Annotated in this window: 29 protein-coding genes; 16 read left to right on the top strand and 13 right to left on the bottom strand. The window is 61.0% G+C overall.

Annotated features, from left to right (window positions below):
• Positions 1-25: 25 nt before the first annotated feature.
• The 6 genes from PDO_RS13150 to PDO_RS13170 all read right to left on the bottom strand — a co-directional run bounded on the left by PDO_RS13150 (position 26) and on the right by PDO_RS13170 (position 5747).
• The gene (locus PDO_RS13150) at positions 26-592 is read right to left on the bottom strand and encodes an NADPH-dependent FMN reductase (RefSeq protein WP_007602354.1); all 567 of its coding nucleotides are present in this window, start codon (positions 590-592) and stop codon (positions 26-28) included.
• A gap of 347 nt (positions 593-939) precedes the next feature.
• Positions 940-1110: a hypothetical protein gene (locus tag PDO_RS28635; RefSeq protein WP_085995804.1), complete on the bottom strand. Its 171-nt coding sequence runs from the start codon at positions 1108-1110 to the stop codon at positions 940-942.
• 154 nt (positions 1111-1264) lie between these two features.
• Positions 1265-2782, bottom strand: a complete 1518-nt coding sequence (locus PDO_RS13155) for a tripartite tricarboxylate transporter permease (protein WP_007602356.1) — start codon at positions 2780-2782, stop codon at positions 1265-1267.
• 12 nt (positions 2783-2794) lie between these two features.
• Complete coding sequence (locus tag PDO_RS13160; RefSeq protein ID WP_007602358.1) at positions 2795-3286, bottom strand: tripartite tricarboxylate transporter TctB family protein; 492 nt, start codon at positions 3284-3286, stop codon at positions 2795-2797.
• Positions 3283-4227, bottom strand: a complete 945-nt coding sequence (locus PDO_RS13165) for a Bug family tripartite tricarboxylate transporter substrate binding protein (RefSeq protein ID WP_007602360.1) — start codon at positions 4225-4227, stop codon at positions 3283-3285. Before PDO_RS13165 ends, PDO_RS13160 begins: the two co-directional genes overlap by 4 nt.
• A 320-nt stretch (positions 4228-4547) precedes the next feature.
• Positions 4548-5747, bottom strand: coding sequence for an MFS transporter (locus tag PDO_RS13170; protein WP_007602361.1), 1200 nt, complete (start codon positions 5745-5747; stop codon positions 4548-4550).
• Positions 5748-5868: 121 nt separating this feature from the next.
• Between PDO_RS13170 and PDO_RS13175 the strand changes: the two genes are divergently transcribed.
• From PDO_RS13175 to PDO_RS13195, 5 genes are all read left to right on the top strand, one after another.
• Entirely contained in the window at positions 5869-6684 is an 816-nt protein-coding gene (locus PDO_RS13175) for an AraC family transcriptional regulator (protein WP_007602362.1), read from the top strand.
• Positions 6685-6893: 209 nt separating this feature from the next.
• Positions 6894-8387, top strand: coding sequence for a PAS domain-containing sensor histidine kinase (locus PDO_RS13180; RefSeq protein WP_244426445.1), 1494 nt, complete (start codon positions 6894-6896; stop codon positions 8385-8387).
• Positions 8380-8994 (top strand): response regulator FixJ, encoded by a 615-nt coding sequence (gene fixJ / locus PDO_RS13185; protein ID WP_037073968.1) that lies wholly within the window; start codon positions 8380-8382, stop codon positions 8992-8994. Before PDO_RS13180 ends, fixJ begins: the two co-directional genes overlap by 8 nt.
• Positions 8995-9100: 106 nt before the next feature.
• Entirely contained in the window at positions 9101-9445 is a 345-nt protein-coding gene (locus tag PDO_RS13190; protein ID WP_007602366.1) for a hypothetical protein, read from the top strand.
• A gap of 83 nt (positions 9446-9528) precedes the next feature.
• Entirely contained in the window at positions 9529-10182 is a 654-nt protein-coding gene (locus tag PDO_RS13195; RefSeq protein WP_007602367.1) for a helix-turn-helix domain-containing protein, read from the top strand.
• 25 nt (positions 10183-10207) lie between these two features.
• On the opposite strand, the gene PDO_RS13200 is transcribed toward PDO_RS13195, so the two are convergent.
• From PDO_RS13200 to dnaN, 3 genes are all read right to left on the bottom strand, one after another.
• Positions 10208-10789 carry a histidine phosphatase family protein gene (locus PDO_RS13200; RefSeq protein ID WP_007602368.1) on the bottom strand — a complete coding sequence of 194 codons (582 nt, stop codon included), beginning with the start codon at positions 10787-10789 and terminating at the stop codon, positions 10208-10210.
• Positions 10790-10794: 5 nt separating this feature from the next.
• Positions 10795-11388, bottom strand: coding sequence for a phospholipid N-methyltransferase PmtA (gene pmtA / locus PDO_RS13205; RefSeq protein ID WP_007602369.1), 594 nt, complete (start codon positions 11386-11388; stop codon positions 10795-10797).
• 115 nt (positions 11389-11503) lie between these two features.
• Entirely contained in the window at positions 11504-12622 is a 1119-nt protein-coding gene (gene dnaN, locus PDO_RS13210) for a DNA polymerase III subunit beta (protein ID WP_037073975.1), read from the bottom strand.
• 232 nt (positions 12623-12854) lie between these two features.
• On the opposite strand from dnaN, the gene rsmI reads away from it, so the two are divergent.
• The 9 genes from rsmI to PDO_RS13255 all read left to right on the top strand — a co-directional run bounded on the left by rsmI (position 12855) and on the right by PDO_RS13255 (position 21870).
• Complete coding sequence (gene rsmI / locus PDO_RS13215) at positions 12855-13772, top strand: 16S rRNA (cytidine(1402)-2'-O)-methyltransferase (protein WP_037073979.1); 918 nt, start codon at positions 12855-12857, stop codon at positions 13770-13772.
• Positions 13769-14137: a YraN family protein gene (locus PDO_RS13220; RefSeq protein WP_007602372.1), complete on the top strand. Its 369-nt coding sequence runs from the start codon at positions 13769-13771 to the stop codon at positions 14135-14137. Before rsmI ends, PDO_RS13220 begins: the two co-directional genes overlap by 4 nt.
• A 136-nt stretch (positions 14138-14273) precedes the next feature.
• Positions 14274-15572: an extracellular solute-binding protein gene (locus tag PDO_RS13225; protein ID WP_007602373.1), complete on the top strand. Its 1299-nt coding sequence runs from the start codon at positions 14274-14276 to the stop codon at positions 15570-15572.
• Between the two features lie 66 nt (positions 15573-15638).
• The gene (locus tag PDO_RS13230) at positions 15639-16520 is read left to right on the top strand and encodes an ABC transporter permease subunit (protein ID WP_007602374.1); all 882 of its coding nucleotides are present in this window, start codon (positions 15639-15641) and stop codon (positions 16518-16520) included.
• A 10-nt stretch (positions 16521-16530) separates the two neighbouring features.
• Entirely contained in the window at positions 16531-17373 is an 843-nt protein-coding gene (locus PDO_RS13235) for an ABC transporter permease subunit (protein ID WP_007602377.1), read from the top strand.
• Positions 17374-17388: 15 nt separating this feature from the next.
• Entirely contained in the window at positions 17389-18501 is a 1113-nt protein-coding gene (locus tag PDO_RS13240; RefSeq protein WP_007602378.1) for a sn-glycerol-3-phosphate import ATP-binding protein UgpC, read from the top strand.
• A gap of 98 nt (positions 18502-18599) precedes the next feature.
• Entirely contained in the window at positions 18600-19091 is a 492-nt protein-coding gene (locus tag PDO_RS13245) for a cupin domain-containing protein (RefSeq protein ID WP_007602381.1), read from the top strand.
• A gap of 95 nt (positions 19092-19186) precedes the next feature.
• Complete coding sequence (gene gshB / locus PDO_RS13250) at positions 19187-20134, top strand: glutathione synthase (protein ID WP_007602384.1); 948 nt, start codon at positions 19187-19189, stop codon at positions 20132-20134.
• 200 nt (positions 20135-20334) lie between these two features.
• Complete coding sequence (locus PDO_RS13255; RefSeq protein ID WP_007602386.1) at positions 20335-21870, top strand: YifB family Mg chelatase-like AAA ATPase; 1536 nt, start codon at positions 20335-20337, stop codon at positions 21868-21870.
• A gap of 68 nt (positions 21871-21938) precedes the next feature.
• Here the strand turns inward: PDO_RS13255 and cysK are convergent, their stop codons facing one another.
• Positions 21939-22907, bottom strand: a complete 969-nt coding sequence (cysK, locus tag PDO_RS13260; RefSeq protein WP_007602388.1) for a cysteine synthase A — start codon at positions 22905-22907, stop codon at positions 21939-21941.
• Positions 22908-23045: 138 nt separating this feature from the next.
• A complete protein-coding gene (locus PDO_RS13265) occupies positions 23046-23663 on the bottom strand; it encodes a LysE family translocator (protein ID WP_007602389.1) in 618 nt (205 codons plus the stop codon).
• A 177-nt stretch (positions 23664-23840) separates the two neighbouring features.
• On the opposite strand from PDO_RS13265, the gene PDO_RS13270 reads away from it, so the two are divergent.
• Positions 23841-24473: a LysE family translocator gene (locus PDO_RS13270; protein ID WP_007602392.1), complete on the top strand. Its 633-nt coding sequence runs from the start codon at positions 23841-23843 to the stop codon at positions 24471-24473.
• A gap of 3 nt (positions 24474-24476) precedes the next feature.
• Here PDO_RS13270 and PDO_RS13275 read toward each other — a convergent pair whose 3' ends face one another.
• Both PDO_RS13275 and PDO_RS13280 read right to left on the bottom strand, forming a co-directional pair.
• On the bottom strand, positions 24477-24779 hold the full coding sequence (locus PDO_RS13275) for an NIPSNAP family protein (protein ID WP_007602394.1): 303 nt from the start codon (positions 24777-24779) through the stop codon (positions 24477-24479).
• Positions 24780-24784: 5 nt separating this feature from the next.
• Positions 24785-25687, bottom strand: coding sequence for a DMT family transporter (locus PDO_RS13280; RefSeq protein ID WP_007602395.1), 903 nt, complete (start codon positions 25685-25687; stop codon positions 24785-24787).
• Positions 25688-25793: 106 nt separating this feature from the next.
• Between PDO_RS13280 and PDO_RS13285 the strand changes: the two genes are divergently transcribed.
• Entirely contained in the window at positions 25794-26255 is a 462-nt protein-coding gene (locus tag PDO_RS13285) for an Lrp/AsnC family transcriptional regulator (protein WP_007602396.1), read from the top strand.
• Positions 26256-26262 lie beyond the last annotated feature (7 nt).

Raw genomic sequence — 26262 nt, forward strand, 5'->3', positions numbered from 1 at the left:
CCGTGGCGCGGCGCACAGCCGCTTGCTAGTTCGAGGAGGCGTTGGCGCCAGCAAAGGCTGCAAATGCCGCGACAAAATCCGACAGCCGCTTGGCGATCGCCGCGTCGATCAGCTGGCTGTCTCCATCAAACACACTGCCCGCCTTGGGCACCATCAGGCGTTTATCGGAAAAGGTCCGCGCGCCGAGCGTGTGCAGCACGGTGAGCCAGGCATTCTGGCTGAGCTGGGTGCCGAAATTGCCGGGTGAGGCGCCGGCAATGGCGAAGGGCCTGCCGCCGAACACTTTGGCGATGTCTGTCGAGGGGCGCGACAGCCAGTCGATCGCATTCTTGAACACGCCGGGGATCGAGTTGTTGTATTCCGGGGTAAACAGAATGACACCGTCGGCCGCTGCGATCAGGGTCTTCAAGTCTTCGACCGCTGCGGGAATACCGTCCGAGGCTTCCAGATCGCCGTCATAGAGCGGAATGCCGCGAATGCTGCCCGCAACCAGGCTGTAGCCGTCGCCCTGATTGGCAATCGCCGCATTCAGGAGCGCAGTGTTGAACGAACCTCGACGAAGGCTGCCGGATATTCCAACCAGTTTCACCACGGGTGTCTCCCTGTCTGTTTCGGTCATTTGCGACGAAGCTAGAAGAAGTGAGCGCCCCCGGCAAGGCGCGCGACCCAAGGAGCATGACCATGGTTGGTGAGATCCGCGCTCGCGCGTTGATCATGCCATGTGGACCACAGAGCGGTCCGCATTACTCGTTCAGGACTGGTTCAGGGAGAAAAGGCTTGTGCGCGCGGAAATAGACCCGCAGCACCGGATGCGATCCGGACAATCGGCCATTGAGGCCTTTGGCGTCAGGCGGCGTCCGCCGCCCGCCCAGATGCCAAACGATTTTTTGGCATCTCTGTTTTCATCATTTGAAAGCCTGCGATCAGGCGCAGTCGGTCTTAGAGCTTCGAGGTGCCGGGAAAATTGCCGGGCTCAATGCCGAGCGTGCGCAGATCGCGGTCATGCGGGCGACGGTGGCCTTCAACGGCAGCGGCAGCGGCAGAAGCAGCGCCGAGGATGGCAAAAGCGCGACCGAAGAAATTCGAATGCTTGCTATTGCGGATAGACATGGGAGTAACTTTCTTTCTGGTTCATTAGACAGGCATAAAGTGGTCCTCCGCCCTCTGTTTTGCAATGCACAATAGATCAGGACAGCTATGCAAAAGAAGAAGGCCGAACTTGCGTCCGGCCTTCTCGTCGTCAATATTTTGCATGGGTTTCAGCTTAGTCTTCGTTCGCTGCCAGCTGTGCCAGAACCTGGCCGCGTCCGCGTGCGCGCAGCACAAGCGGTACGATCAGGGCCGCGGCGGCAATCGCAAGCAGGACGGCGGCAATCGGCGAGGTGAGCAACACGGTCCAGTCTCCCTGGCTGATCGCGAGAGCCCGGCGCAATTGCTGCTCGGCCAACGGACCGAGGATAAGGCCGACCACGACGGGCGCGATCGGATAGCCGAATACACGCATCACATATCCCATGACGCCGAAGGCCAGCAGCATGCCAAGTTCGAACACCGAAGGGTTGGCGCCGATCGTGCCGAGCGTGGCAAACAGCAGGATGCCGGCATAGAGCCAGGGCTTGGGGATCGTCAGCAGGCGAACCCAGAGGCCGATCAGCGGCAGGTTGAGCACCAGCAGCATGAAGTTGGCGATCAGTAGGCTGGCGATCAGACCCCAGACCAGCTGAGGGTTGGTAACGAAGAGCAGAGGGCCGGGCTGCAGGCCATACTGCTGGAAGCCGGCGAGCATGATCGCGGCCGTGGCCGTGGTCGGCAGGCCAAGCGTCAGCAGCGGAACCAGCGTGCCGGCAGCCGATGCGTTGTTGGCGGCCTCGGGACCGGCCACACCTTCAATGGCGCCGTTGCCGAACTCTTCCGGATGCTTGGTCAGGCGCTTTTCGGCCGCATAGGACAGGAACGTCCCGATCTCGGCGCCGCCGGCCGGCATCGCGCCGATCGGGAAGCCGATAAAGGTGCCACGAAGCCACGGCTTCCACGAGCGCGCCCAGTCTTTCTTGGTCATCCAGAGCGAGCCCTTGACGGCCTCGATCGTTTCCGGCCCGCGGTTGCCCTGGGCTGCGATGAACAGCGTCTCGCCGATGGCAAACATCGCCACGGCCAGTGTCGTCACCTCGATGCCGTCGAGAAGGTCGGGAACGCCGAAGCTGAGGCGCGTTTGGCCGGTCAACTGGTCGATGCCGATCATCGCCAGCGCAAAGCCGATGAACAGCGAGGTGAGACCGCGCAAGGTGCTGTCGCCGAAGGCTGACGAGACGGTGATGAAGGCGAGTACCATCAGCGCGAAATATTCGCGCGGTCCGAAGACAAGTGCCAGCTTGACGATATAGGGGGCGATGAAGGCGAGGCCGATGGTGGCGATCAGGCCGGCGACGAAAGAGCCTATGGCCGCTGTCGCCAGCGCGGGTCCCCCGCGCCCCGCGCGCGCCATCTTGTTGCCCTCGAGTGCCGTCACGATCGAGGCGCTTTCGCCGGGCGTGTTGAGGAGGATCGAGGTTGTCGAACCGCCATACATGCCGCCGTAATAGATGCCGGCGAACATGATCAGCGAGCCGGCCGGATCGAGCTTGTAGGTTACCGGCAGCAGCAGCGCGACGGTCAGGGCAGGGCCGATGCCCGGAAGCACGCCGACCGCGGTGCCGAGCGTCACGCCGATCAGGGCATAGAACAGGTTGATCGGCTGAAACGCGATCACCAGTCCCTGCAGGAGGAATTCAAAGGTGCTCATGGCAGTCGACCCTCAGATAAACAGGCGTTCGATCGGTCCAGCCGGCAGCGAGAGCTGCAGCAGCCGGGCGAAAATCAGCCAGACAACAAAGGACAGTACGATGCCGACGGGTATGGAAATCCACAGCTTGCGCCGCCCGAAAGCATAGGCGGTGGCGGCAAACAGCAGTCCCGTGGCGATCGAGAAACCAGCGGTCTTGAGCAGCAGCATCTGCGCAGCCAACCCGCCGATGATCCAGATGACCGGACCAATTTCCTGGTGCTCCCGTTCGGGAAAGTCCCGACGCATTGCGGCAAAGACGGTCCAGACGGCAAGCCCGAGCAAGCCGAAGGCGACGACATAGGGAACGGTCGCCGGTCCGACCGGCGAATAGGCGGTCAGCTCAGCCAGATGGGCTGCATCCCAAAGGATGACGCCGGCGATCACGGCGAGAACGACCGCCACGCCAAGCGCCGCCCCATCGGGGCGGCGCGGCGAGGTTTCGGGATGGTTGTTCCCGCTCATTTCACCAATCCGATGTCTTTCAGGACGGCTTCCGTCGCTGCAACATCCTTGGCCAGCTGTTCATCGAAGGCAGCGCCGGCCAGATAAGTGTCCTGCCAGCCCTTGGTCTTCAGCGTTTCCTGCCAGCCGGCCGACTTGGCCAGCTTTTCGATGTCGGCCGAGACAGCTGCCTTCTGTTCTTCCGTCAGGCCTGGAGCTGCGGCAATCATGCGCCAGTTTTCGACCACGACGTCGAGGCCGGATTCCTTCAGGGTCGGACCGTCGACATTCGCCAAGCGCTCGGCGCTGGAGATGGCGAGCAGGCGCAGGGTGCCGGACTTCACCTGGGATTCGAATTCGCCGTAACCGGAAATGCCGGCCGAAACCTGGCTGCCGAGAATGGCCGCAAGCGCTTCGCCGCCGCCGGAAAATGCGATGTAGTTGATCTTGGTCGGATCAACGCCGGCTGCTTTCGCAATCAGGCCGACTGCGATGTGGTCCGTGCCTCCGGCAGAACCGCCGCCCCAGGAAACCGAACCCGGATCCTTCTTCAGTGCTTCGACCAGGTCGCCCATGGTCTGGAAGGGCGAAGAGGCCGGAACGACGATGGCTTCGTATTCGCCGGTCAGGCGTGCGATCGGCGTGACGTCCTTCAGGGTGACGGGCGACTTGTTGGTCAGGATGGCGCCGACCATGACATAGCCGCCGACGATCAGCGAATTCGGATTGCCGGCTGCCTGGCTGGCAAACTGGGCAAGACCGATCGTGCCGCCGGCGCCAGGAACGTTCTGGACCTGGACGTTGCCGGAAATGCCTTCCTGCTGCATGACGGTCTGGATGGAGCGGGCCGTCTGGTCCCAGCCGCCGCCCGGGTTGGCCGGTGCAATGATGGTGTAGTCGGCAGCGAACGCCGGCAGCGACATGGCGCCGGCGATCAGCGATGCGAGAAACAGTTTCTTCAAGGTGGTGTCCTCCGTTGTCGCGTCTTTGACGCGTTTAAAACTCATCGGGAGAGACTGGGGCTACACGCAGCAATCGCTGTCAAAGGCTGTGCGTGTGTAAAGGGGTTCCTCCCGAACCGTTCCACTCATCCGCCTCCACGGATGATGGTGAACACTATGCACCACATGAAGCTGTCAGCAACCTGTCATGGCCGCGGAAGGATGGAAATCGTCACACGGAGGACATCCGCCTTCAAATTGGAAAGGACGCGCCTGGGCGCGTCCCTCCGTCACTATTTCGCCGGGATGCTAGAGCCGCGGCTGCCTGGCCAGCGTGACCATCAGCGGTGGCCAGGCAGCCGCGGCAGCAGGATGGTCAGCAGCCCCAGAAGCGGCAGGTAGGAGCAGATCCGGTAGACGAATTCGATGCCCTCGCGATCGGCAAAGACGCCGAGCACGGCAGCCCCGATGCCGCCGAAACCAAAGGCGAAACCGAAGAACATCCCGGCAATCAGGCCGACACGGCCGGGGACCAGTTCCTGGGCAAAGACCACGATGGCCGAGAAGGCGGACGAGAAGATGAAGCCGATCAGCACAACCAGCACCGAGGTCCAGAACAGGTTGGCATAGGGCAGCAGCAAGGCGAAGGGGATGACGCCGAGGATCGAGAACCAGATCACGATACGCGCGCCGAACCGGTCGCCGATCGGACCACCGAGAAAGACACCGGCCGCCGACGCGCCGAGGAACAGGAACAGCAGCAACTGGGCATCCTGAACGGAGACGCCGAACTTCTCGATGGTGAAGAAGGTGAAGTAGCTCGACAGGCTGGCCAGATAGGCGTTTTTCGTGGCCGTCAGCACGACAAGGACGACAAGCGTCATCAAGACCTTGTTGCGTGGCAATGGCAGGGCGCGGCTGGCAGGCGCGCGGCCGGCCGTGCTGCGGCGATGACGCGTATACCAGACGCTGACCCAGGACAGCACCGCAAAGCCGACGAGTGCGATCACGGTAAAGGCGCTGAGGCTGGTCTGTCCGCGCGGGATGACGATGAAGGCCGCCAAGAGAGGTCCGATTGCCGTGCCCGTATTGCCGCCAACCTGAAACAGCGACTGGGCAAAGCCATGCCGACCGCCGGATGCGAGACGCGCAACGCGCGAGGCTTCGGGATGGAAGATCGCCGAGCCGATGCCGATCAGGCACGCACCGATGATCAGCACGTAGAACTCATGCGCATAGGCGAGGGTTAACAGGCCGGCACAGGTCGACAACATGGCGGCAGGAAGCGAAAACGGCATGGGCCAGCGATCGGTGACGACGCCGACGGCCGGCTGCAGCAGCGATGCCGTCACCTGGAAGGCGAAGGTCAGCAAGCCGATTTGCACGAAGTCCAGCGCATAATTGGCCTTGAGAAGGGGGTAGAGCGATGTCAGCAGCGACTGCATGATGTCGTTCAGCATGTGGCAGAAACTGGCAGCGACAATGATGGAGTAGGCGGTTCGTTGCACGTCATGCCCGCCGGTTGCTGCTACGCTTGCCATTTCCGAGTTCTCCAGGTCGCCAGGTCCGCCCCACGCAGTCTGCGCGGCAGGCTCGTGTGTTACAGAGATTGCGGCTGGCCTGCTTTTGTGCTCTGGTCGTGTTCTTGCGAGAGTGGGCCAAATGCGTATTGTCGATCTTACCGGTGTCAAAAATCTGTTGGACAGCGAACATGCGCAGAGCCTGAGCTGGATCAATGATGCCGCGGAACCTGTTGTTGCGCTCGGCAGGCTCTATCCTTCCGGCTTCCGTGTTCCGTTGCATTCGCACAACAAGACCCAGCTCTGGTGCGCGCGCCGTGGCGTGGTGCTGGTCAGCACCACCGATGGGCGGTGGATGATCCCGCCGGGGCATGGCCTGATCATCCCTGCGGGACTTGAGCATTCCACCGAGATGATCAGCGAAGTCGAAATGCATTCGATCTATGTCGATCCGTCCGTTGCCGGCGCGAGCGGGCCGAAGGTGGTCGAGATCACCGGTCTCGGCAAAAGCCTGATGGAGGAACTGGTGCTGGTCGATGTAAGGCCTTTGTCGGTTCGCCGGCAGCGCCTGATCATGGAACTGCTTCTGGATGAAATCAGCCTGCTGCCGGAGAGGCCGTTGGGTCTGCCATTTCCGGAGGACGAGCGGCTGGCAAGCCTCTGCCGCCGTTTTCTCAAGACACCCGCCGCCAATGCCGGCATCGATGACTGGGCGCGCGACCTGGGCATGAGCCGGCGCTCCTTCACCCGCCTGTTCAGATCCGAAACGGGCGTCAGCTTCGTTACGTGGCGACAGCAGGCCTGCCTGTTCGCTTCCCTGCCGAAACTGGCGGCAGGAGAACCGGTAACGAATGTGGCGCTTGATGCCGGATATGAGAATATCGCAGCGTTTACCACCATGTTTCGGCGCATGCTGGGCAGTTCGCCCAGCACCTATCTCAAAGCGCGCTCAGCATGACATCCCCTTTCCGAGCTTTGTGCGGGAGAGGTGGCACAGGTGTATGATTTCTACTTCAGGTTTGGAAATCGGTCGTCACCTGCTAGAGTGAATTGACAATCCACAAGAGCAAAGCGCCGTGGGCTCGCGATGCCATCGACGTGCATGTCCGCTGTGCTAGAGATGTCGAACAATTTCCATAGTTGGATATGCAGTTCATGTTTGCAGATATGGTTTCGATGCGGACCGTCAATGCCCTGGTCAAGCGCCGACTGCCGACGGCCTATCCTTATATCCTGGCTGTACTGTCGGTCGCCTTGGCCTTTGCCATAAGGTTGGCGCTGGAGGGGCTGCTTTCCGACAATGCGCCGTTCATAATCTTCATTCCGCCGATCCTGCTGGTCGCCGCCGTGGGTGGGCTCAAGCCGACCCTGCTTGCCTTGGTGCTGTCTTCCCTGGCGGCGGCCTCGATCATCGGCCATGCGGGCATGTCCGCCCTCGTGCCGCTGTCGATCTTCGCCTTTGTCGGCATCGCCATCGGCGTCGTTGGCGAAATGCTGCAATCCGTGCGCCGGGTGATCCGTACGGCCGAAGCGACGCTTGCCTCGCGCGAGGCGCATCTTCGTTCGATCCTCGATACGGTCCTCGATGCGACGGTCGTCAGCACGCGCGATGGCACGATCGTCTCATTCAATGCCGCCGCCGTCCGGCAATTTGGCTATTCGGAAGACGAGGTTGTCGGTCAGAACCTGAGGATCCTGATGCCCGAGCCCTATCGGCGGGAACATGACGGCTATATCGAACGCTATCTTCATACCGGCGAAAAGCGGATCATCGGCGTCGACCGTGTGGTTGTCGGGCGGCGCAAGGACGGTTCGACCTTCCCGATGAAGCTGGCCGTCGGCGAAATGCATTCCGGCGGACAGACCTTTTTCACCGGCTTCATCCGCGACCTGACGGAACGTGAAGAAACGGCCGCGCGGTTGCATGAAACGCAGGGTGAACTGGCGCGCCTTGCCCGCATGAACGAGATGGGCGAAATGGCATCGACCCTCGCGCACGAACTCAACCAGCCGCTGTCGGCAATAGCCAACTATGTTCACGGCTGTGTCCGACTGCTGCAGGATGCCGACGATCCGAAAACGGTGATGGTCCGGGATGCTCTTGAGGTGGCGGCCGAGCAGTCGCTTCGGGCAGGACAGATCATCAAGCACCTGCGTGAATTCGTCACCAAGGGCGAAACGGACAAGACGCCGGAGAACATCCGCCAGGTCATCGAGGAATCCGGTGCGCTGGCGCTGGCCGGTTCGAAGGAGAAGGGTGTCCGAACCGTCTTCGACTTTGCTCCCGGCGCCGAAATGGCGATGATCGACCGCATCCAGATCCAGCAGATCCTGATCAACCTGATGCGCAATGCGATCGAGGCGATGAAGGATTCCCCCTACCGCGAATTGACCGTTCGAACCCGCCTGGAAGGCGAAGGGGAAATCGCCGTGGAAGTACAGGACACTGGGCCTGGAATTTCCGATGAGATCGCCCAGGACCTGTTCAAGCCCTTCGTCACCACCAAGTCCGGCGGTATGGGCATTGGCCTGTCGATTTCGAAACGTATCGTCGAAGCGCACGGGGGGGAGATGACCGTGTCGAAAAACGCTTCGGGGGGCGCAAGCTTCCGCTTCACGCTCCCGTCGTTCAATGAGGGCATTGCCAATGCAGATCGCTGATTTCACCGTTCATATCGTCGACGACGAAGAACCTGTGCGCAAGTCGCTGGCTTTCCTGCTGACCATGAACGGTTTCGCTGTCCGCATTCATGAGACGGCGGCAGCCTTTGCGGAGTTTGCACCTAATGCCCGCAACGCGGTTCTGATCACCGATCTCAGAATGCCGGAAATGAGCGGCATCGATCTCGTGCGCCGGCTTGCAGCGATGAAACTGAAGGTCCCCTCCATCGTTATCACAGGCCATGGTGACATCCCCATGGCCGTCGAGGCGATGAAAGCCGGTGCCTCGGATTTTATCGAAAAGCCGTTCGAGGATACCGTCATCATCGACGCGATCAGGCGTGCGGCGATCCAGCTTGCCGGCAGTGCGGAAGATGGCGAGACGATCGACGAGATCCGCGACCGGGTCGCCACCCTGAGCGAGCGCGAAAGGCAGGTGCTGTCGGCCGTGGTCGCGGGCCTGCCCAACAAGAGCATTGCCTATGATCTCGATATCAGTCCGCGCACGGTGGAGGTGCATCGGGCGAATGTCATGACCAAGATGAAGGCAAAAAGTCTGCCGCAACTGGTGCGAATGGCGATGTCTGCAGGTTTCGGCCCGCAGTGATCGGGAAGGTGATTGCGAAACCTTTGATCTGGCGCAAGGCACAATGGCGGCAAGTGGTCTAGCCATGCAGTATGGCGGATTGACCGTCGAGACGTGAGAGACGACCGTGCCTGCCGCCAAACCCATTGCCATCCTGGCTGCCGACCATGCCCTGAGGCAATCGCTGGCTTTTGCCTTGGCCGCGGAAGGTTTTGCGTCGGAGACATTTTCTGCCGAGGATTGGCACCGCGCGGCGCAGGACAATCAACGCTTTCTCTGCTTCATCATCGATGAGCAGGCGCTGCCGGTAACCTCGATCGAGATGATCGGACTTGCCGCGCCGATCATTCTGCTGGCGGATGGGCTTGGCTCCCACGTCGACGTTGCTGGCGCCCGGGTGATCTACAAGCCATCGCAGGGGTCGGATATCCTCGCTGTGGTGCGCACGCTGTCGATCCCCGCTCATGCCTAGGTACAAACCCGTAGTGTCATAACCGAATTTCCCGGCTGTCGCCGCTGTTGCATTGTCCGTTCACCGAACCGAGGAGAACGGACATGCACGCCAGTTTCAACGCCGCACCCCATGCTGCTTCGACACCGAAATTCGGTTCCCGGTTCCCCGCTGCCGTGACCGGTTTTGCCAAGCCGCAACTGGTCATCAACTTTACCGCCGACGAAGAGATCTATGGCCCGGGAGACAAGGCCGGCACCTTCTACAAGGTCGCTTACGGCGCTGTGCGCATCTACCGCCTGCTGACCGACGGCCGGCGCCAGATCATCGCATTTCATCTCGCCGGCGAGACCTTCGGTTTCGAGCCAGGCCTGACCCACGGTTTCTTCGCGGAATCGATTACCGAGAGCGGACTTCGCGCCTACAGTCAGCATGACAGCGCAGAAACCTCGCACGAATTGCTTTCGCTGGCGCTCAATGAAATGGTTCGCGCTCAGGAACATCTCCTCGTCGTCGGCCGCCAGACGGCGCTTGAGCGCATCATCAGCTTCCTTCTCGACATCTCCAGCCGTCAGGGCGATCTGGAACATACGGAGCTTCCAATGTCGCGCATCGACATCGCCGACTACCTGGGAATGACGATCGAGACCGTTTCGAGAGCCTTCGCCAAGCTGCGCCAGGAAGGCTACATCAATCTCCCCAATGCCCGCACCGTCGAGATCCGGCGCGGACATGCACTCCGCGATCTCTGCGAATAAGTTGCAGTGAGCGATCACCAGCAGACTACGGCTGCCAGTGTTCCATGGTGGTCCAGTTGCTGGTGAGGCGTCGATCATCAAGCGTGAAGGCAAAGAGATTGCCGCCGCCGCCCGGTTGGTCGAAGGTTCGGGCAATCGGCACGCCTGACAGATGACATTTCAGCAGAGTTCCGACGCCGCCATGGCCGACAAATGCAATTGGCAGGCGCGGGTCGTGATTGGAAAGGATCACGGAGACCGCGTCGACGATCCGCCGCTGTGCAGCGATCGCACGCTCCCAGCCGCGAAAGCTCTCCTCGGGATGGGCAAAGAACCAGTCGGCCGCCGCTTCAAACGCGGTCGGTTCCAGAAAGCCCGTCGCCGATCGGTCGTTTTCGTGCATGGCCTCGACGCGTTCGACGCTGATGCCCGCCGCGGCGGCCAGAATCTCGGCCGTCTCGACCGCCTTCAATTCATTGCTGGAAACGATGCGCTTCAATGCGCGAACCCAAGGGCGTTGCGCTGTTTGCTCGGCTCTCTGGCGACCGAGATCCTCTAGTCCCCATTGTGGAACGGGGACTAGAGGATCGATCTTCACCTGCGGATGGGTGATGTAAAGGCCGAACATGGGGCTCAGCCCCGGCGGTAGATCCAGAGCTGTGCGGGCGGGATATTGCGCACGATGAAATCGAAATGCTGGATGTGATAGCTGTGCGGCTTGGCAACGATGGGAGACATCGGGCCGTAGGAGATCTGCACGACCGGCCGCCCCGCCGGGACACGATCGAGCAGGTCTTCCAGCAGACGAATGCGTGTTTCCATCGGGAAATTCAACAGCGGCACGGCAGAAACGACGCTGTCGAATGTCTGGTCGGCGAGTTCGCCGAGCGTTGTTTTCAGGTCAAAGGCGTCGCCCTGGACGAAATGCACCCCCGGATAGCCCTGAACCAGATGATGGAAGAAATCTTCGGAATATTCGACGGAAACAAGTTTTTCTGGCGGGACACCGCGTGCAAGGATCGCTTTGGTGATTACTCCGGTCCCGGGGCCAAGCTCCAGAACTGGCAGGCCGGAATGCGGATTGACGACGCTGGCCATCTTCCGGGCGGTGATGGATGAGGTTGGCACGATGGCGCCAACCTGCTTTGGACCCTGCATCATGCCTTTGAAGAAACGAATCTCTTCGTTGAATTTCTTCTCGAACCGCTGCTTCAAACGCAAAGCCATCGCCGTATCCCTGTTTTCAATTTACGTCATGCAAATCGCTGAGAAGCAATTTCGGAGCAAACTGTCGCAAATACAAGGCCAGATGCCGCCCTCGGGCAATTTTCCCGAGGTTAGGCTAAACGCGCATCGGCATGAGCACATACAGCGCATCGACGCCGGCCGTGTCGCGGATCAGCGTCGGAGAGCCGGCATCCGCCAGCAGGAAGATGGCGTCATCGCCCGACAATTGCGCAGTGATATCGAGAAGATACTTGGCATTGAAGCCGATCTCCATCGCATCATTGTCATAGCCGACGGCCACTTCTTCGGTCGCGCTGCCGGAATCCGGGTTGTTGACGGTCAACAGAAGCTGGCCATCCGACAATGCAAGCTTCACGGCACGGCCGCGCTCCGACGAAATCGTCGAGACACGGTCGACGGCCTGGGCAAAGCTCTGGCAATCGATGCGCATTTCCTTGTCGTTTGCCGTCGGGATGACGCGCTGGTAGTCGGGGAAGGTGCCATCGATCAGCTTGGAGGTCAGAACGATGGAGCCGATCGTCAGGCGAATTTTCGAATCCGAAATCTCGATCGCGATGATCAGGTCGGGATTGTCCATCAGCTTCTGCAGTTCGCCGACAGTCTTGCGCGGAATGATGATGCCGGGCATGCCTTCGGAACCGGATGGCGCATCGACATCGGCACGCGCCAGGCGGTGGCCGTCGGTCGCAACCGCGCGCAGCTTCAAGGCACCGCCCGCTTCGATCGTGTGCAGGAATATGCCGTTCAGGTAATAGCGCGTCTCTTCGGTCGAGATCGCAAACTGGGTCCGGTCGATCAGCATCTTGAAGTCCGATGCCTTGATCTTGAAGGAATGGCTGAAGCTGCCGGCGGTCAGATCCGGGAAATCCGATTGCGGCAGGCACTGCAGCGAGAATTTCGAGCGACCGGAGGCAACCGTCATGGTCGAGCCATCCGGATTGGTCGCCAAAAGGACCTCGGAACCATCCGGCAGCTTGCGGACGATGTCGTAGAGCAGGTGGGCCGGCACCGTGGTCGCTCCAGCCTGCTCGACCATCGCCGGTGTGCCTTCGGTGATCTCCAGATCAAGGTCGGTCGCTTTCATGTCGAGGGCAGCACCCTCGGCCTTCAAGAGCACGTTCGACAGGATCGGGATCGTATTGCGACGCTCGACCACGCGATGCACATGGTTCAGCGATTTCAGGAGATTGGACCGTTCAAGTGTAATACGCATGGACGCTACCGCTTTCGACATGTCGTCATCCGGTTGCCCGGATCGAATTGAGGCCGGCCTGACCCCGGGCCGGGCGATGTGGACGGGCAAAATGGCAGGAAAAGAACCACAAAAGCAAGAGGCTTGGCAGTTTTCCACTTGGGCAAGGGCAAACGAAATGCTGGAATGGTTTATTGCCGCCGCGCCCGCCACCGCCCTTGCTCGCAAAGCGTGGCTGGAGGATAAAGGCGCAATGACAAGCCATGACAATTCCACCGCCCCGATTGCAGCCGCAAAGCGTTACCGCGTCAATGATACGCTGGTGAATGCGCGGCCGCTTGAGCCCGCACTTTACCTAGTCGCAACGCCGATCGGAAACCTGAGTGACATTACCCTGAGGGCACTGGAAACGCTCGCCGGTGCAGATGTGCTCGCCTGCGAGGATACGCGGGTCACACGTGTTCTGCTTGATCGCTACGGCATCGAAAATCGGCCCTATGCCTATCATGAGTATAATGCCGACGAGGCAGGGGCGCGTCTTCTGGCGGCACTTGAAGCCGGAAAATCCGTGGCGCTGGTTTCAGATGCCGGCACGCCGCTGGTCTCCGATCCCGGTTATCGCCTAGGTCAGTTGGCCATTGAGGCCGGTCACCGGGTCGTGCCGATCCCCGGCGCATCCGCACCGCTGGCTGCATTGGTCGGATCTGGTCTTCCCAATGATGCCTTCCTTTTTGCCGGTTTCCTGCCGACCAAGGACAAGGCACGTCGCGACCGGCTGAACGCGCTGGCCAAGATCCCGGCAACGCTGATCTTCTTCGAATCTCCCCATCGCATCGCAGACACCCTGGTGGCGGCAGCTGAAGAACTGGGTGAGGCGCGACCGGCCTCCGTCTGCCGCGAGCTGACCAAGACTTTCGAGGAATTCCGCCGCGCCCCGCTTGGTGAACTTGCAAAGCAATTTGCCGACCGTACGGTCAAGGGCGAGATCGTTCTGGTGATTGGTCCGCCGGCACCCGATGCGGCGCCCGATGCCGCCGACGTGGACAGCCTGCTGGCGGAGCTTTCGAGCACCATGCCGACCGCCAAGGCAGCAACCGAGGCCGCAAAGCTGACCGGCCTGCCACGCAAGGAACTGTACCAGCGCCTGCTCGAGCTTCGGGGAGCTGCGTGAAATCCGGTCGCGGAGACGCCAGCCGGATCCGCGCCGAACGGCATGGCCGTTTCTCCGAATATCTCGCCGCCCTTTTTCTGCTGACCCGCGGCTACCGGCTGATGGCGTTCCGTTACCGCACCAAGGTCGGTGAAATCGATATCGTCGCAAGGCGGGGCGACCTCGTCGCCTTTGTCGAAGTGAAGGCACGCCGCGACCTGATGGCCGGTGTCGATGCGGTCGGATTTGCCAGCCAGAAGCGCATTCGCGCTGCCGGTGATCAATGGCTGCGGCGCCAGCCCGACGCGGCACGCCTGTCATATCGATATGATATCGTCGTGGTTCGGCCATGGCACTGGCCGCGCCATTTCCCGGATTCGTTTTAGCTTCGTTTTGCTTTCGACATGAGAAGAGCGAAACCCGTCGATTGTGACAGCTCTGTCACGAAAGCTTCAAGGGCGTGTCACGGAGCGCGCCTAATGCAGGCCTCACCCCAATCAACCGGTGGAGAGGATCTGACCCATGATCAAGAAGATTTGCCTGGCCGCACTGGCCGTATCCATGTCCGCGTCGACGACGCTTGCCGCAACCGACATCACCTGGTGGCACGGTATGGGTGGCCGCAACGGCGAAGTCATCAACGAACTCGCCCAGAAATTCAACGCGGCCCAGGCCGAATGCGCCATCACTCCGGTTTCGAAGGGTAGCTACGAAGAAGCCCTGGCATCCGGCATCGCCGCTTTCCGTTCGGGCGAACAGCCGAACATCCTGCAGGTCTTTGATGCCGGTGCTGCGACCATCATCAACGCCAAGGGTGCGACCATTCCGGCTGAAGACCTCCTGAAGGATAACGGCTTTGCCTTCGACCGCGAAGCCTTTATCGAGGGCGTCCGCTACTTCTACGCCGACTCGGACGGCAAGTTCGTCGGCATGCCGTTCAACTCCTCGGCGCCGATCATGTATATCAATGACGAAGCCCTGAAGAAGGCCGGTGTCGAAGCCCCGAAGACCTGGGAAGAATTCGAAGCCATCGCGCCGAAGCTGAAGGAAGCCGGCTACCTGCCGCTCGTTCAGTCGCAGCTGACCTGGCAGTTCACCGAGAACTTCTTCTCGCGCAACAACATTCAGTTCGCCTCGAACAACAACGGTTATGACAGCGTCGTCGACACGACGATCAACGTCACCGATGAAAACCACGTCATGATGTATGAGAAGCTGAAGGCCTGGTACGATCAGGGCCTGTTCGGCTATTACGGTGCTGCCTGGAACGACAACCAGAAGGTCTTTGAAGAAGGCAAGGCCGCTCTCTGGATCGGTTCGTCCGGCTCCTTCGGCGGCCTCCAGAAGACCGCAACCATGCCGTTCTCGGCAACTTTCCTGCCATACTGGGGTTCGATCAAGGGTGCCGGCGTTCACTCCTTCATCGGTGGTGCTGCCCTGTTCGCAATGGCCGGCAAGTCCGATGCCGAGAACAAGTGCACGGCTTCGTTCTTCAACTTCCTGACGTCGACCGATGTCCAGAAGTTCTATCACCAGGCGACCGGCTACGTTGCCATCACCAAGGCAGCCTACGAGCTGGCCAAGTCTGAAGGTTACTACAAGGAAAAGCCGGCTGCCGAAGTTGGTATCCAGCAGCTGTCGCTGCCGGGCGCCGAGTGGGACAAGGGCTACCGCCTCGGCTTCTACCCGCAGATCCGCTCGGTGATGGAGCGCGAATACAACCGCATCTTCGCTGGCGAAACCACGCCGAAGGACGCGATGGAGACCATCAAGAAGGAAGCCGACGAATTGCTCGCCCGCTTCGCCAAGACCGCCGGCTGATCATCACTGTCGCATGAATGAGCCCGGGGGTGATGAGCCCCCGGGACTTGCGTTGAAAGGGCTCCGATGAAGCGCGTCCAGTTTAACTCCCGCTATCTTCCGTATCTGCTGCTGCTGCCGCAGTTCGTGATCATTACCATCTTCTTCTACTGGCCGTCCGCCCAGGCAATCACCTCGTCCTTTTATATCGAGGATCCCTTCGGCTTCGGATCGAGCTTTGTCGGCCTGTCGAACTATACCGATGCGCTGGGCTCGCCCGAGTACCAGAAGATCGCCCGCTTTACTGTTGCCTACAGCCTGATCGTCACGTTTCTCGCCCTGTCCTTCGGCATGCTTCTGGCGCTGAAGGCCGATGCCGTCATCCGCGGCCAGTCGTCCTACAAGACGCTTCTGATTGCAGTCTATGCGATCGCCCCGCCGGTTGCCGGCCTGATCGGCATGATGATGTTCGACCAGCACATTGGCCCGTTCGTGCATTTGGTTGCCTTATTCGGCTGGGACATGAAGGTCGGCATCAATTATTACGACACCGCGTTTGCCATGATCATGGTCGCCGTCTGGAACCAGATCCCCTACAATTTCATCTTTTTCCTCTCCGGCCTGCAGGGCATCCCGGCCTCGATCCGCGAGGCGGCTGCCATCGACTGCAAGTCGGGCACGCGCCGCTTCTGGACGGTCATCCTGCCGCTGCTGACGCCGACGGCCTTCTTCCTGCTGGTCATCAACATGACCTATTCGCTGTTCGACACCTTCGGTATCATCGATGTCATCGTGAAGGACAAGCCGGCCAACAATCCGATCACCCTGGTCTACAAGGTCTATCTCGATGGCTTCCGCGGCAACGACCTCGGCTCTTCCTCGGCCCAGTCGGTCATCCTGATGGTCATAGTCCTTGTGCTGACGCTGATCCAGTTCCGCTTCATCGAACGTCGCGTTCACTACGGTTGAGGATCACATCATGTATCGCACTAGGTTCTTCGATCATCTCATTCTTATCTGCGGCGTGATCTTCATGCTCGGGCCGCTGGTCGTTGCCTTCACCACCTCGACCCATTCGGCCGCCGAGATCCATACCAACGGCCTGATGCTGAACATCGGCGATGATTTCACCACGACCTATGACAAGGTGCTCTTCAAGAGCGGCGGTTTCACCGGCCAGGTGACGGGCCTGACCATGGCGATGAACTCGCTGATCCTCGGTCTCGGCTTTGCCATCGGCAAGATCGTGCTGTCGATGCTGGCAGCCTATGCCATCGTCTATTTCCGCTTCCGGTTTGCGACCATTGCCTTCTGGCTGATTTTCACCACGCTGCTTCTGCCGCTCGAAGTGCGCATCATGCCGTCCTACAAGGTGATGAGCGATCTTGGCCTGCTCAACAGCTATCAGGGCCTGATCCTGCCGCTTCTGGCGTCGGCCACCGGCACGTTCTTCTTCCGCCAGTTCTTCAAGTCTGTGCCCGATGAACTGCTGGAGGCCGCCCGCATCGACGGCGCCGGACCGGTGAAATTCTTCATCGACGTTCTGGTGCCGCTGTCGCGCACCATGATCGCCGCCGTCTTCATCATCATGTTCGTCTATGGCTGGAACCAATATCTCTGGCCGATGCTGATGACCACCGACGAGGGCTTCTACACCCTGATGCGCGGCATCAAGCAGATCCTGCAGGTCTGGGTCGGCTCGCAGATCCCCGATTACAACGAAGCCTTTGCCATGGCCGTGCTCGCCATGCTGCCGCCTGTGTTCGTGGTGGTGGTGTTCCAGAGCTGGTTCATCAAGGGTCTCACCGAAACAGACAAGTAAGAGAGGATTGCCCCAATGGCTTCCATCGATATCAACCAGGTCTCGAAAATCTACGACGGCGGCGCCAAGGCCGTGAACGGCGTCGACATCCAGATCGAGGACGGTGAATTCATCGTGCTCGTCGGACCGTCTGGCTGCGGCAAGTCCACGCTTTTGCGCATGGTCGCCGGCCTCGAGGAGATCTCGGAAGGAACGGTCTCGATCGGTGACCGCGTCGTCAACCAGATCGAGCCGGCTGACCGCGACATCGCCATGGTCTTCCAGAACTATGCGCTTTATCCGCATATGACCGTCTACGACAATCTCGCCTATGGCCTGAAGAACCGCGGCACGCCGAAGACGGAGATCGCCGACCGTGTGGCGGAAGCCGCCCGCATGCTGGAGATCGAACCCTATCTGACCCGCAAGCCGCGTGCACTGTCCGGTGGCCAGCGCCAGCGTGTGGCCATGGGCCGGGCCATTGTCCGCAAGCCGGCGGTCTTCCTCTTCGACGAGCCGCTTTCCAATCTTGACGCCAAGCTGCGCGTCTCGATGCGCGGCGAAATCCGCAAGCTGCAGCGCCGGCTGAAGACCACGGCGATCTACGTCACGCATGACCAGCTCGAAGCGATGACCCTGGCCGACCGTCTCGTCGTGCTGAATGGCGGTATGATCGAGCAGATCGGCACGCCGCTGGAGGTCTACAATCGCCCGGCTTCGACCTTTGTCGCCAGCTTCATCGGCTCCCCCGCGATGAACCTCGTCGACGGCGTGATCGAAGGCGGACGTTTGCGCATCGGTGACGTGGAGTTGCCGACCGAGCCACAAGGGATCGCCGATGGGCCGGTCCGGATCGGCATGCGCGCGGAAGATCTGACCGAAGCAGGCGACGGCGACGCCACGCTGACGCTCGTCGTCGACTATGTGGAGGAACTGGGCGCGCAAAGGCTTGTGCATGGCCTGGTGGGTGGGCAGCCGCTGACCGCAGTCGTCGCCTCGCATGCGCTGATGACCGACCGCCTGCCATTGAAGATAGCGCCGTCCAAGCTGCATTTCTTCTCAGCTGAAAACGGCAAGCGCCTGGCTGCTGGTACCGGTGTTACCGAACAGCATGCCGATCGTTCTGTCGCAGAACCGGCCCTGGCCTGACCTGAAATTCGCCGGATCGCTAAAAGTTTAGCGATCCGGCGAACCCAATCTTTGAGACGCCTGCACTAAGGTCCCCTCGAATTTGTTGGGGGATTACAATGCCTTTAAAGCTCATGGTCGCCGGAATGGCCGCCGTCATGCTCGCCGCACCGCGCCGTCAGTCGGACGAGGCGCCGCCGGTCGTGGCCGCAAGTGGCGACCAGGTCGAGCTGAACCTGTCGCCAATCAATCCGGACTGGATTATCGATGGGGCTCCGGTAGCGCGTGTCGGCCAGCATTCGACCAGCGCCGACGAGGCAAGCTCGACCGCTGTCTGGGACTGCACCGCCGGCGCATTTCGCTGGTTTTTCAGCTGGGACGAGACGGTGGTGATCCAGGAAGGCGAGGTGCATGTCACCGGCGCAGACGGATCGACCCGCATCCTGAAGGCCGGCGACATCGCTTATTTCCGCGGTGGCACCTGGGCGACCTGGCGCGTCGACAGCTATGTGCGCAAGATCGCCTTCCTACGCAAGCCTTTCCCCGAGCCGCTGGCAATCCTGTACCGGATGCGCAATGCGCTGCGTTCCGGCAAATACTGGGCTCTGTGAGCTGATCCGACGTTGAGCAGAATTCAAGCGTTGCGCCGTTGCCATCGTGCCCGGCGCAGCCTAAATCTGCCATGCTTTTCAACGGGGATGCAGTCATGGCAAAAATCACCAATGTCGCGGTCCAGATGGACCATGTTTCCGGGATCGGGATCGCGGGCGACTCGACCTTTGCCATGAGCCTCGAGGCGCAGGCCCGCGGCTACAAGCTCTTTCACTACACGCCAGATCGCCTCAGCATGCGCGACGGCAAGATCTTCGCCACCGTCGAGCCGATGGAACTGCGCGACGTGAAGGGCGATCACTACACCCTCGGCGCACCCGAGCGCGTCGATCTGTCGAGCATGGACGTGGTGCTGCTGCGCCAGGATCCGCCCTTCGACATGGCCTATATCACCGCGACACACCTGCTCGAGCGCATCCATCCGAAGACGCTGGTCGTCAACGACCCGGCCTGGGTGCGCAATTCGCCGGAAAAGATCTTCGTCACCGAATTCGCCGACCTGATGCCGCCAACCCTGATCACCCGCGACCCGGAAGAGATTGCCCGCTTCCGTGCCGAGATGGGCGATATCATCCTGAAGCCGCTCTATGGCAATGGCGGCGCCGGCGTTTTCCACTCGACCCGCGACGACCGCAATTTCTCCTCGCTGATGGAAATGTTCGGCCAGATGTTCCGCGAGCCCTTCATCGCCCAGGGCTACCTGCCGGCGGTGCGCAAGGGCGACAAGCGCATTATCCTCGTCGATGGGGAACCCGTCGGCGCGATCAATCGTGTTCCGGCCGAACACGATGCCCGTTCCAACATGCATGCCGGCGGCAAGCCCGAGCCGACGGAGCTGACGGCCCGCGAACGGGAAATCTGCGCACGCATCGGTCCAGCCCTGCGCGAACGCGGCTTCCTTCTGGTCGGCATCGATGTGATCGGTGACTATATGACCGAAATCAACGTCACGTCGCCGACCGGCATTCGCGAGGTCAAGCGTTTCGGCGGTGCCGATATCGCAGCGTTGCTATGGGATGCGATCGAGAAGAAGCGCACCTAAGCCTCTGGAATCGCGCCAGTAGTTCACAATTCGTTCTCGTCACTCAACCGGCTGCAACCGGGCGCCTACCTATGCGCGCCAATGTTCTGCAAATGTTCTTGTGTTTTGCTACCCCTTATGCGAGATTGTTCCCGTCGGTACACGCAATATGAAGTTGTGGTTGTGCGGGCCGGGATAAATCGGAACGGCGAGGGCGGGCAATGGTGGCGCGTGTCAGTACGGTTGCATTTCATGGCATAGAAGGTGTGCCCGTCGATGTTCAGGTGATGGTGGCGCCTGGAAAGATGGGCATGCAGATTGTCGGCCTGCCAGACAAGGCTGTTGCCGAAAGCCGCGAGCGGGTTCAGGCGGCACTGCATGCCTCCGGCCTCGCGCTGCCGCCGAAGAAGGTGACGGTCAATCTGGCGCCCGCCGATCTGCCCAAGGAGGGCTCGCATTTCGACCTGCCCATTGCGCTCGGCCTGATGGCGGCGCTGGGGGCGATCCCGGGCGATGCTCTTTCGGGTTATCTCGTCATCGGTGAACTCAACCTCGACGGCACGATTGCCCCGATTGCCGGCGCCTTGCCGGCGGCGATCAGCGCCAATGCACTTGGAAAGGGATTGATCTGCCCGTCCGAAAGCGGCGGAGAGGCCGCCTGGGCCGGCAGCGAAATCGATATCCTGGCGCCGCGCAGCTTGATCGCGCTTGCCAATCATTTTCGCGGCAACCAGATCCTGACCCGGCCGGAACCTGCGATCCGCAGCCTGCCCGCCAATCTGCCGGACCTCGCCGATATCAAGGGCCAGGAAAGCGCCAAGCGAGCGCTGGAAGTGGCAGCTGCCGGAGGCCACAACCTTCTGATGGTTGGTCCGCCAGGGTCGGGAAAGTCGATGCTGGCGGCGCGTCTTCCCTCAATCCTACCACCGCTGTCGGCTGCAGAACTGCTTGAGGTCTCGATGATCCATTCGATTGCCGGCCAGCTTTCGGGTGGCAAGCTGTCGGATCGCCGTCCGTTCCGCACACCGCATCATTCCGCCACCATGGCGGCACTGGTCGGCGGCGGGATGCGTGCCCGTCCGGGCGAAGCCTCGCTTGCCCATCATGGCGTGCTCTTTCTGGACGAGTTGCCGGAGTTTACCCCGCCGGTCCTCGATGCCCTGCGCCAGCCGCTTGAAACCGGCGAATGCATCATCGCGCGCGCCAATCACCGGGTGACCTACCCGTCGGATTTCCAGCTGGTTGCGGCGATGAACCCATGCCGCTGTGGCATGGCGGGCGAACCCGGACACAGTTGCGCCCGAGGTCCTCGCTGCCAGAGTGATTATCAGGGGCGGATCTCCGGTCCGCTGATGGATCGCATCGATATCCGCATCGATGTGCCGGCCGTGGTTGCCGCCGATCTCATCCGCCCGCGTCCGGCCGAAAACAGCGCCGATGTCGCAAAACGCGTGGCCGCGGCAAGGGATCGCCAGCGGCAGCGCTTCGGTGATCTCGGCCTGCCGACCTGCACCAATGCCCGTTGCTCGACAGCCCTGATCGAAATGCTGGCCGAACCGGATGCGGCTGGCCTGCAATTGCTGCGGGATGCCGCCGACAAGTTTCGCTTTTCGGCCCGCGGCTATCACCGGGTTTTGAAAGTGGCGCGCACACTGGCCGACCTCGATGGCGCAACGATGCTCGGCCGCATTCATCTCGCCGAGGCGATTTCCTATCGCATCGCGTCTGAGAGACTGGCGTCGTCGGCGGCGGCGTAGACGGGCGGCTGCGGTCCGCGGGGGTTCGTCCCGGCGCCTGCCGGAGGCGCCGGGACATCAGATCGCCATCACTCGCCGAGGCCGGCAAATAGCGCGGTGGAGAGATAACGTTCGGCAAAGGAGGGAATGATCACCACGATCGTCTTGCCGGCATTTTCATCGCGGCTGCCGACCTTGATCGCAGCGGCCAATGCGGCGCCTGACGAGATGCCGACCGGTACGCCTTCCAGGCGGGCGACAAGACGGGCAGTTTCGAAGGCTTCTTCATTGCTGACGGTGATGATTTCATCATAGATCGTGGTATCGAGGATGGCGGGTGCAAAACCGGCCCCGATGCCCTGGATCTTGTGCGGGCCGGGCGCGCCGCCGGACAGCACCGGGCTGTCGGCCGGTTCGACCGCGACGACCTTCACGCCGGGCTTCTTTGCCTTCAGCACTTGGCCGGCGCCGGTAATCGTGCCGCCGGTACCGATGCCGGACACGAGGATGTCGACGGCGCCATCGGTGTCGTTCCAGATCTCCTCGGCTGTGGTCTTGCGGTGGATCTCCGGATTGGCCGGATTTTCAAACTGCTGCGGAATGACCGAATCGGGTGTGGCTTCCGCCAGTTCCTGCGCCTTGGCGATGGCGCCCTTCATGCCCTTCGGGCCTTCGGTCAGTACGAGTTCGGCGCCGAGCAGCGCCAGCATCTTGCGGCGTTCGATCGACATGGTCTCGGGCATGGTCAGGATCAGCCGGTAGCCCTTGGCAGCGGCGGCAAAGGCCAGCGCAATGCCGGTATTGCCGGAGGTCGGTTCGATCAGGGTTGTCTTGCCGGGGACAATCTTGCCCTGCGCTTCCAGGCTTTCGATCATCGCGACGCCGATGCGGTCCTTGACCGAGGCGATCGGGTTGAAGAATTCGAGCTTGGCCAGAAGATTGGCCTTCACGCCCTTTTCCCGGGCCAGCTTGTCGAGGCGAACGATCGGTGTGTCGCCGATCGTGTCGGTAATCGAGTTGTAGACGCGGCCGCGGCCCGGTTTCCTGTCATTCGTCATCTATCTCTCCCTGCGGTAGGTTTTTGTTGACAGGAAGGATAGGCCCAAACGTTGCGCACCGCCAGAACCTCCAGTCTAAGTCACGGTCCGTCCAGAGCAAAAAGCATGCGCATTCGCGGTCTTCGCGACATCTCTGTGTCAGGCGCTGCGTGTGGCGATATAGGCCGCCGTCCCGGCAAGGATGCCTGCCGCCGAGCGATTGAGCGCTTTCAGCGCCGATGGTCGCTTCAGCAGCGTGCGGGCCTGTGACGCCAGAAGGATGTACGGAATGAGAACTGCCATCAGAACGATGAACGTCAGCCCGACCAGCAGCGCATAGTCCGCCATGTCGATTGCTTCGAGCGGCAGCAGCGTCGGCACAAGAGCAATGTAGAACAGCATGGTTTTTGGGTTGCCGAGCGTCACCAGAAGCCCGGAGAGGAAGGAAAGACCGGCATGTGTCGAGCGTTGCGCCTCGATCGACTGTGGCAAGAGCCCGGCAGTCCAGAGCTTCCACGCGATATAGATCAGATACATTGCGCCGACGAATTTGATCACCAGAAACGCCGTGGCAAAGGTCTTAGCGACCAAGGCGAGGCCGAGGATCACGGCGGTCAGATAGACGAGATCGCCGAGGATCAGGCCAAGTCCCATGAAAAATGTCGGGCGGAAGCCCGAGCCGAGCGCACGTGCGACAATCGCCGTCATGCCGGGCCCCGGAATGGCCGCAGCAATGAAAAGTGCGCCGCAATAGGCAAGCACTGTCGTCAGAGTCATTGGCAGTCCTCCGGATTTCGGTGCGTCCCATGCGAACGCATTCGATATTTGAACGCAAGGATGAGCAGGCAATGCTGTAGACCCGCAATGCCGGACTTGCAACGGTGACACGATGCGCCGTTGCCGTCAGTCGGCGACTGAGCCTATGGCAATGAGAGACCATTTCGGAGCCGCTTGATGCCTACATTTCCGACACTTCTTGCCTTCGCACTGATTTGCCTCGGCATGGTGCTGACCCCAGGCCCGAACATGATCTATCTGGTCTCGCGCTCGATCTGCCAGGGGCCGGCAGCCGGCCTTGTCTCCCTCGGCGGCGTGGCCCTCGGCTTCCTGTTCTACATGCTGATGTCGGCGCTCGGTATCACCGTCCTGCTGATGGCCATTCCCTTTGCCTATGACGCGCTGAAACTCGCAGGCGCCGCCTATCTGGTCTGGATGGCCTGGCAGGCCGTGCGTCCAGGTGGCCGCTCGCCCTTCCAGGTGCGCGACCTGCCGAAGGATGGACCACGCAAACTGTTTGCCATGGGTCTCGTCACCAGCCTGCTCAATCCGAAGGTCGCGGTGCTGTATTTGTCCCTGCTGCCGCAATTTCTCGATCCGGCTCGTGGCAGCGTCTTTTTCCAGTCGGTCGCCTTGGGCGCGACCCAGATCGTCATCAGCGTTTCGGTCAATGCGATGATCGCGTTGATGGCCGGCTCTATTGCGCTTTTCCTCGCTGGCCGGCCGTTCTGGATGGTCGTCCAGCGCTGGCTGATGGGCACGGTGCTGGCCGGACTTGCGATCAGGATGGCGACTGAAGCGCAGCGTTGACGCTCAGAACATCGGCCGCATGAAGCTGCGTTCATAGCTTATGATGCAGCGCGCGTCCTCCGCATAGGCAAATGCCGTCTGGCACTCGGCATCTGCCGCCATCTGCTGGCGGTATACCTCGTAGTCGGCGAGCGACGGGAAGCTGAACAGCGCGAGCGCGATGTTGTTCGCCCCTTCATGCGGCAGGAAATAGCCGTGATGGGTGCCTCCCAGCCGGTTAACCAGCGGGATCCAGAGCGCGGCATAGTGTTCGAACTCGGCCAGCTTGTAGGGATCGATCACGTAGCGCAGCGTGCAGGTTATCATGGAGTTCAGGCCTTTCTTTTGAACGGGACGAATGTCGTGGGTGACAGGTTCAGCGTCGTTGCGACGGCGGCAAGCAGGATTGCCGCACCACCTGCGGCCTGTCCGGGCGTCAGCACGTGGCCATAGGCCAGCATGTCCACTGCGATCGCGACGACGGGATAGAGAAAGGACAGGGTCCCCGTCAGGACCACCGGCAGCTTCTGGATCGCGGAGTAGAGAAAGGCATACATGGCGCCCGTATGCACGACACCGATGATCGCGACCATGGCAAGGCTCTGCGGTGAGGCCGGTAGCCGGTCGAAATCGGCGAGCGGCAACAGCATGACGATACCCGTGACGACCTGGACAAGGGCGATCAGATAAGGCGACGTCCCCTTCAGGTGTTTGGTGACGAAGGCCGCGATTGCATAGCAGAACGCGGCAAGAAGCGAGAGCAGGATGCCGGCCAGATAGCCATCCGGCGTGCTGCCGCCGACGGGCTCTCCTGCCAGCGTCATGGCCAGCATGCCGGCAAACGCCAGTCCCATCCAGCCGAGTTTGGCGCCGCTGACGCGCTCTCCGAGGAAAATCATGCCAAGGCCAACCAGCATGAAAGGCTGGACATTGTAGACAATGGTCGTGACCGAGATCGAAGCGAGCGGATAGGCAGAAAACAAGGCGAGCCAGTTCAGGACCAGCGCAATGCCGCCCGCGACCGCCATGGCAAACCGCTTCAGATTGAAGGCGGGATCCGAAAAGGTGCCGAACCGGAGGCAGAGAAGGGCCAGCACGGGAGCGCCGATCAGGCAGCGGAAGAACACGACGTTATAGGGTGTCTGGCCTGATTGCATGACGAACCAGCCGATTGTGCCGGATGTGACCATGGCAATGGTCATGTCGATGATGCCGCGCTTGATGGTGGGGTTCATGGTCGCCTCCGGTGATGCGCGGATTCTATCCGTCTTGTTTGGCGATTTGCTTTCTGGAAATTAGGCGTATGATCGGATGGTCAAAATAATATGAGGAAAAATGGCGATGAACATGCATCTTGTTCAGGTGCTCGATAACGTCGACCGCAGCATTGTCGAGGCTTTGGCCGCCGATGCGCGCCTGTCGTTGAAGGAACTTGCCGCCAGGGCCGGCCTTTCATCGCCGGCATGTTCGGAGCGGTTGCGCCGTCTCGAGGATCGTGGGGTTCTACAGGGCTATGCGGCCGAGGTTGCGCTGGAGGCGCTGGGCTATCCGTTGCAGGCGATCGTGCGCGTCCGTCCGCTGCCGGGTATGCTGCATATCGTCGAGAAGATCATTCTGGAGACGCCGGAAATCATCGAATGTGACAAGGTCACGGGCGACGACTGCTTCATCTGTCGGGTCGCGGTGCGCAGCATGGCCGATCTCGACCGCGTTCATGACCGCATCATCGAAAAGGCCCAGACCAATACGTCCATGGTCAAGTCGACACCGCTGAAGCGCCGTCTGCCGCCGATCGTCGGATAAGCGTCAG

The sequence above is a fragment of the Rhizobium sp. PDO1-076 genome, from assembly GCF_000247475.1.
Taxonomy (GTDB): Bacteria; Pseudomonadota; Alphaproteobacteria; order Rhizobiales; family Rhizobiaceae; genus Allorhizobium.

Coding starts and splice junctions, on each gene's coding strand:
- PDO_RS28635 (WP_085995804.1), bottom strand. CDS start 1,110: ATGTCTATCCGCAATAGCAAGCATTCGAATTTCTTCGGTCGCGCTTTT.
- PDO_RS13155 (WP_007602356.1), bottom strand. CDS start 2,782: ATGAGCACCTTTGAATTCCTCCTGCAGGGACTGGTGATCGCGTTTCAG.
- PDO_RS13160 (WP_007602358.1), bottom strand. CDS start 3,286: ATGAGCGGGAACAACCATCCCGAAACCTCGCCGCGCCGCCCCGATGGG.
- PDO_RS13170 (WP_007602361.1), bottom strand. CDS start 5,747: ATGGCAAGCGTAGCAGCAACCGGCGGGCATGACGTGCAACGAACCGCC.
- PDO_RS13175 (WP_007602362.1), top strand. CDS start 5,869: ATGCGTATTGTCGATCTTACCGGTGTCAAAAATCTGTTGGACAGCGAA.
- PDO_RS13180 (WP_244426445.1), top strand. CDS start 6,894: ATGGTTTCGATGCGGACCGTCAATGCCCTGGTCAAGCGCCGACTGCCG.
- PDO_RS13195 (WP_007602367.1), top strand. CDS start 9,529: ATGCACGCCAGTTTCAACGCCGCACCCCATGCTGCTTCGACACCGAAA.
- PDO_RS13200 (WP_007602368.1), bottom strand. CDS start 10,789: ATGTTCGGCCTTTACATCACCCATCCGCAGGTGAAGATCGATCCTCTA.
- pmtA (WP_007602369.1), bottom strand. CDS start 11,388: ATGGCTTTGCGTTTGAAGCAGCGGTTCGAGAAGAAATTCAACGAAGAG.
- dnaN (WP_037073975.1), bottom strand. CDS start 12,622: ATGCGTATTACACTTGAACGGTCCAATCTCCTGAAATCGCTGAACCAT.
- rsmI (WP_037073979.1), top strand. CDS start 12,855: ATGACAAGCCATGACAATTCCACCGCCCCGATTGCAGCCGCAAAGCGT.
- PDO_RS13225 (WP_007602373.1), top strand. CDS start 14,274: ATGATCAAGAAGATTTGCCTGGCCGCACTGGCCGTATCCATGTCCGCG.
- PDO_RS13230 (WP_007602374.1), top strand. CDS start 15,639: ATGAAGCGCGTCCAGTTTAACTCCCGCTATCTTCCGTATCTGCTGCTG.
- PDO_RS13235 (WP_007602377.1), top strand. CDS start 16,531: ATGTATCGCACTAGGTTCTTCGATCATCTCATTCTTATCTGCGGCGTG.
- PDO_RS13240 (WP_007602378.1), top strand. CDS start 17,389: ATGGCTTCCATCGATATCAACCAGGTCTCGAAAATCTACGACGGCGGC.
- PDO_RS13245 (WP_007602381.1), top strand. CDS start 18,600: ATGCCTTTAAAGCTCATGGTCGCCGGAATGGCCGCCGTCATGCTCGCC.
- gshB (WP_007602384.1), top strand. CDS start 19,187: ATGGCAAAAATCACCAATGTCGCGGTCCAGATGGACCATGTTTCCGGG.
- PDO_RS13255 (WP_007602386.1), top strand. CDS start 20,335: ATGGTGGCGCGTGTCAGTACGGTTGCATTTCATGGCATAGAAGGTGTG.
- cysK (WP_007602388.1), bottom strand. CDS start 22,907: ATGACGAATGACAGGAAACCGGGCCGCGGCCGCGTCTACAACTCGATT.
- PDO_RS13265 (WP_007602389.1), bottom strand. CDS start 23,663: ATGACTCTGACGACAGTGCTTGCCTATTGCGGCGCACTTTTCATTGCT.
- PDO_RS13270 (WP_007602392.1), top strand. CDS start 23,841: ATGCCTACATTTCCGACACTTCTTGCCTTCGCACTGATTTGCCTCGGC.
- PDO_RS13275 (WP_007602394.1), bottom strand. CDS start 24,779: ATGATAACCTGCACGCTGCGCTACGTGATCGATCCCTACAAGCTGGCC.
- PDO_RS13280 (WP_007602395.1), bottom strand. CDS start 25,687: ATGAACCCCACCATCAAGCGCGGCATCATCGACATGACCATTGCCATG.
- PDO_RS13285 (WP_007602396.1), top strand. CDS start 25,794: ATGAACATGCATCTTGTTCAGGTGCTCGATAACGTCGACCGCAGCATT.